The 4,546-nt window shown below is 66.8% G+C and carries 4 protein-coding genes and 1 pseudogene; 2 read left to right on the top strand and 3 right to left on the bottom strand.

Features of this window, described 5'->3' with window-relative positions; genetic code table 11:
* Positions 1–42: 42 nt before the first annotated feature.
* The 3 genes from VGF12_RS12025 to VGF12_RS12015 all read right to left on the bottom strand — a co-directional run bounded on the left by VGF12_RS12025 (position 43) and on the right by VGF12_RS12015 (position 3,324).
* Positions 43–1,101 (bottom strand): hypothetical protein, encoded by a 1,059-nt coding sequence (locus VGF12_RS12025; protein WP_331176276.1) that lies wholly within the window; start codon positions 1,099–1,101, stop codon positions 43–45.
* 399 nt (positions 1,102–1,500) lie between these two features.
* On the bottom strand, positions 1,501–2,244 hold the full coding sequence (locus VGF12_RS12020) for a response regulator transcription factor (RefSeq protein WP_331176275.1): 744 nt from the start codon (positions 2,242–2,244) through the stop codon (positions 1,501–1,503).
* A gap of 102 nt (positions 2,245–2,346) precedes the next feature.
* The gene (locus tag VGF12_RS12015; RefSeq protein WP_331176274.1) at positions 2,347–3,324 is read right to left on the bottom strand and encodes an NADPH:quinone oxidoreductase family protein; all 978 of its coding nucleotides are present in this window, start codon (positions 3,322–3,324) and stop codon (positions 2,347–2,349) included.
* A 94-nt stretch (positions 3,325–3,418) separates the two neighbouring features.
* On the opposite strand from VGF12_RS12015, the gene surE reads away from it, so the two are divergent.
* Positions 3,419–4,162: a 5'/3'-nucleotidase SurE gene (surE, locus tag VGF12_RS12010; RefSeq protein WP_331176273.1), complete on the top strand. Its 744-nt coding sequence runs from the start codon at positions 3,419–3,421 to the stop codon at positions 4,160–4,162.
* Positions 4,163–4,246: 84 nt separating this feature from the next.
* Positions 4,247–4,546 (top strand): annotated as a pseudogene (locus VGF12_RS12005) (protein-L-isoaspartate O-methyltransferase); the annotation flags it as partial.

Below are 4,546 nucleotides of genomic sequence, written 5' to 3'. Positions count from 1 at the left end.
CCTCGTCTTTCTTCTTCCCCATGAACGCTCTCCTTCTGTGAGTCAGAACGCCTTCTTCAGTGCGGCGGCGGCGTCAAGCGCCTCGTTCACGTCTTGCAGCATCAGCCTGAACTCGGCGCCCGAGGTCGCCCCGCTCAGGATGCGCGCCCAGACGTCCTGCATCTGGCGCGCGGCCTGCGAAGCCGTTTTGACCGCCGCGGCAGCCGTGCCCGTGGCTTGTGCCTTGATGTATGTGCGGCGATCGTTGACCCAGTCGTTGCCGACGCCGCCCTGGCCGTAGGGATCGAGAACCCGCTGTCTGTGGAAACGCGCCCATTGCTCGTTGGACACCGCGTCGAGATCCCCGAGCGCCACCTGCAGCGCAATCTCCTGCAGCACGAGAGCCCGGCCGATCATGTTGGCATCGCGCTCCAAAGCACGGCCGACAGCTGCGCCGTGGGCTTGCTTGACCAAGAACTTGGCGAAGCCGGCGATGGCGCTCTTTCGCTCTGGCGTGAGTAGGGCCTTGACGTCGGGCTTGTCCTCAAGCGCTGCACTGACGCCGTTGACCCGGTCCACCAGCGCCTTCACCGAGGTCTCCACGGCATCGCCCGGCGTGGCCCCCGACAGCTGCTGGAGCCCTGTGAAATAGGCCTCCACGGCGCCGACCGAGCGTTTGATCTCGGCATACCGCCTGACTTGCTCGACCTGTTCCTCATCGAGCGTCTTCAGCTTGTCAATGCGCTCCGCGACCTCGGTCTCATTGCTCGCCTTGCGCGCCACCAGCGAAACGCGCCGGTAGCTCGTGGCGTCGATGGCTGCATCTGCAGCGAGCTCCAGGACTGCCGTCGTCGCTCTGGCGTAGGCAATGCCGGCGGAAGAGAGGTCCTTGCCTTGCTCAGCCTGCATGGAGGTGGCGCAACCCGAAAGCGCTATGGCGAGGGCGAGTGGAGAGCCCAAGGCGATCAGTCTCATCTCATTCTCCAGACGGGAGGTGATTTGCGTGGGCGATTCTGGGTGTGCCATGCCGCCTTGGCATGCACAAGTTTGTGGATCTGACCGTTCCAGGCGACCGTGCTTGCTCCGACGGCTTGCCAGCGCACGGCCCATGCGCCACATCACGGCCGCTCTTGTGCGGCGCGTGCGTTGGTTCCGCTTTTACGTCGCGAACCTGAAAGGCGAGTTCACGTTCGAGGCTGTGGAGGACCATCCAACCTGGCCAACTGACACGCGCAATCTGGCGTCATGCGCATACCCCGCGACTCGTTCGACGAGCGCGTGACTGTTCAGGGAGCTGCGACGGGCGGTCGACGAGACGAGGTCGGCGGGCTGAGCGACCAAGCCTGGGCGACCAAGCGGACACGCCGGTTCACAGTTGGGTCGGCCGCGTGCGCTGCCATGAACGGCCACTGACGCCCGCGACGCCCTTGTTGAAGGCACTTCGCCACTTCGAAGCGCCTATGCCTGGAGCAAAAGACCGGGGCGCCCAGACGGACCTGGGTCGTTGCCCTCAAGGAGAATCTAGACCAGCCCTTGCTTGGACGCCAACACCGCGGCTTCGGCGCGGCTGGACACGTTGAGCTTCTTGTAGATGCTCTTGATGTGGTCGTTGACGGTGAACCACTTGATACCCATCAGGTTCGCGATCTCCTTGATCGTGAAGCCCTTGCTCAGATAGGTCAGTACCTCGCTCTCGCGCGGGGTCAGGCGCTCCCACTCGGGCGGGGGATCGAGCGCGACGCCCCGGCTGTTCGCGAAGGGTGCCTGCGACGTCGACAGCGAGCCGAAACCGGAGTTCAGCGGCATCGCGCCGCTGTCGCTGGAACTGGGCCGGAAGTGCGACAGCAGACGGCGTGCGATGGCCGGCGACAGTGGGGGCTGGCCGCGCACGATGCGCTGCAGTTCTTCCACAAGCACCTCGAAGCGGTCCTCCTTCAGCAGATAGCCGTCGGCACCGCACTGCAGCGCGGGGAAGAGGTGGTCGTCGTCCGAATACAGCGTCGTGACGATCTTGATGGCCGGCGAGCCGGTCAGCTCGGTGAGGAACTCCATGCCATTGCCATCGGGCAGCTCCAGGTCCACCAGAATGAGCTTGAAGCCGACCTCGGGGTTCCCGGCGGACAGCTTGGTCACCTGGCGACGGGCGTTCTCGAGGTCACCGACCTCGGTGATCTCCATGGCATCGCTGAAGCTCTCTCGCACCACGCGGCACAGGAAGCTGCGGGCAACGGGGTTGTCTTCGATGATGAGGACTTTGACGGTCATGGCGCGGGGCGGGCGGCGGCTGTCGGTTCGACCGTTGAATGTAGCGCACCGCCCCCATCAGACCCGGGTCAGCAGCCCCGGCCGAAGCCCCCGTTTCAGGGTTCAAGGATTGGTAAGAACCAACTTGCCGACGACCTCGCGGGCCGCCATGCGGGCGAACGCCGCCGGCAGTTCCTCCATGGGCAGCACGCGGTCCAGTACCGGCTTGATCTTGCCTGCGGCGTACCAGGCGGCCAGCTCACCCAGCATCTTGGCGTTGCGGCCGGGCTCGCGTTTGGCGAACTCGCCCCAGAACACGCCGACGAGGGAGGCGCCCTTGAGCAGGGCCAGATTCAGAGGCAGCGCAGGGATTTGTCCTTGCGCAAAGCCAATGACCAGGTAACGGCCGCGCCAGGCGATCGAGCGGAAGGCGGCCTCGGCCAGGTCGCCGCCGACGGGGTCGTAGATCACGTCCGGCCCCTTGCCGTCGGTCAGGGCCTTCAGCTCGTCGCGCAGGTTCTGCGTGGCGTAGTTGATGGCCGCGTCGGCGCCCAGGGCCTTGCAGGCTTCGCATTTGGCGTCGCTGCCGGCCGCGGCGATGACGCGCGCTCCGGCCGCCTTGGCGATCTGCAGCGCCGCAGTGCCGACGCCGCCGGCCGCGCCGAGGATGAGCACGGTCTCGCCGGCTTGCAGCGCAGCGCGGTCCATCAGGGCGTGGTGGCTGGTGGCATAGGTGCAGATGAAGGCGGCCGCATCCTCGAACGCGAAGCCTTCGGGCAGCGGCATGGCCAGCATGGCCGGGATGCAGACCTCGGTGGCGAAGCCACCCAGGCCGCCGAAGGCCGCGACGCGCTGACCGACGGCAAAGCCCTTCACGCCATCGCCCACCTCGCTGACGACGCCGGCGAACTCCGTGCCTGGCACGAAGGGCAGGGCGGGCTTCATCTGGTACTTGTTCTGCACGATGAGCAGGTCAGGGAAGTTCAGGCTGGCGGCCCTGATCTGCACACGGATCTGGCCCGCAGCCAGCGCCGGCGGGGGGAGTTCGCGCCATTGCAGGGCCTCGACACCCACCGGGTTCTCGCAGAGCCAAGCCTTCATCGTCATCTCCAGATTTCTTGTGAAGCGATCATGATAGGAATCAAGGTGGTTACACCCGGTCTCGCAGGTGACGCCCTCCCTACAATTGGCAACCATGCGCATCCTGATTTCCAACGACGACGGCTACCTTGCCCCCGGCCTTGCGGCCCTTGTGAAGGCCTGTGAAGGCCTGGGAGAGATCGACGTCATCGCCCCTGAGCAGAACGCCAGCGGAACCTCCAACTCGCTGACGCTGAACCGGCCCCTGAACGTCTACCGGGCCGCCAACGGCTTCCGCTATGTCAGCGGCACGCCGTCCGACGGTGTCCACCTCGCGCTGACCGGCCTGCTGGGCTACCGGCCCGACCTGGTGCTTTCGGGCATCAACAACGGCGCCAACATGGGCGACGACACGCTGTACTCCGGCACTGTCGCCGCCGCAACCGAGGGCTATCTGTTCGGCATCCCGTCGATCGCGTTCTCGCAGGTCGAGAAGGGATGGGGGGAGCTGGAGGCCGCGGCTCGCGCGGCGCGCAGCGTGGTGGAGCAAGTCATTGCCGGAGGTCTGGGTCAGGGATTCCTGCTCAACGTCAACATCCCCAACCGGCCCGACGCCGACACGCTGCCGCGCCGCATCACGCGCCTGGGCCGGCGTCACGCCAGCGAGGGCATCATCCAGCAGGTCAACCCGCGCGGCGAGACCATCTACTGGATCGGCCCCGCAGGCGACGCCAGGGACGCCGGTGAAGGCACGGACTTCCATGCGACGGCCAACGCACAGGTGTCGATCACGCCGCTGCAGGTGGACCTGACGGAGCATGCGTCGCTCGGCAGCTGGGCCCAGCGCCTGGGCGTTTGACGACATGACCGCCCCCATGCTCGCTTTGCTTGCGCTCCCTCCATTGGACGGGGCCGTGCCTGCGGGCGAACGGGCGGCGCGGGCATGAGCACCCCCAAACGCTTTCCTGCCAGCCTGAAATCGGCTGCCTCACCCCAGCGCGAGCTGCTGATGCCCCAGCGCCACCTGCGCCAGGCCACGGTCGACGCGGCCCGGCTGGCGCGTCCCAGTGGCACGGGGCTGGACAGCGGGGCCGTGCGCGAGCGCATGGTGGCCCGGCTGCGCGCCGAGGGGAAGTTCGACGAGCGCGTGCTGGCCGCAATGGCCAGCGTGCCGCGGCACGAGTTCGTCGACAGCGCACTGGCCGCCCAGGCCTACGAGGACACGGCCCTGCCCATCGGCCAT

Origin of the sequence: Roseateles sp. (assembly GCF_036404855.1) — a bacterium.
In the GTDB taxonomy this organism is placed as follows: domain Bacteria; phylum Pseudomonadota; class Gammaproteobacteria; order Burkholderiales; family Burkholderiaceae_C; genus Pelomonas.
This window is presented reverse-complemented; position numbering and strand designations above follow the sequence as displayed.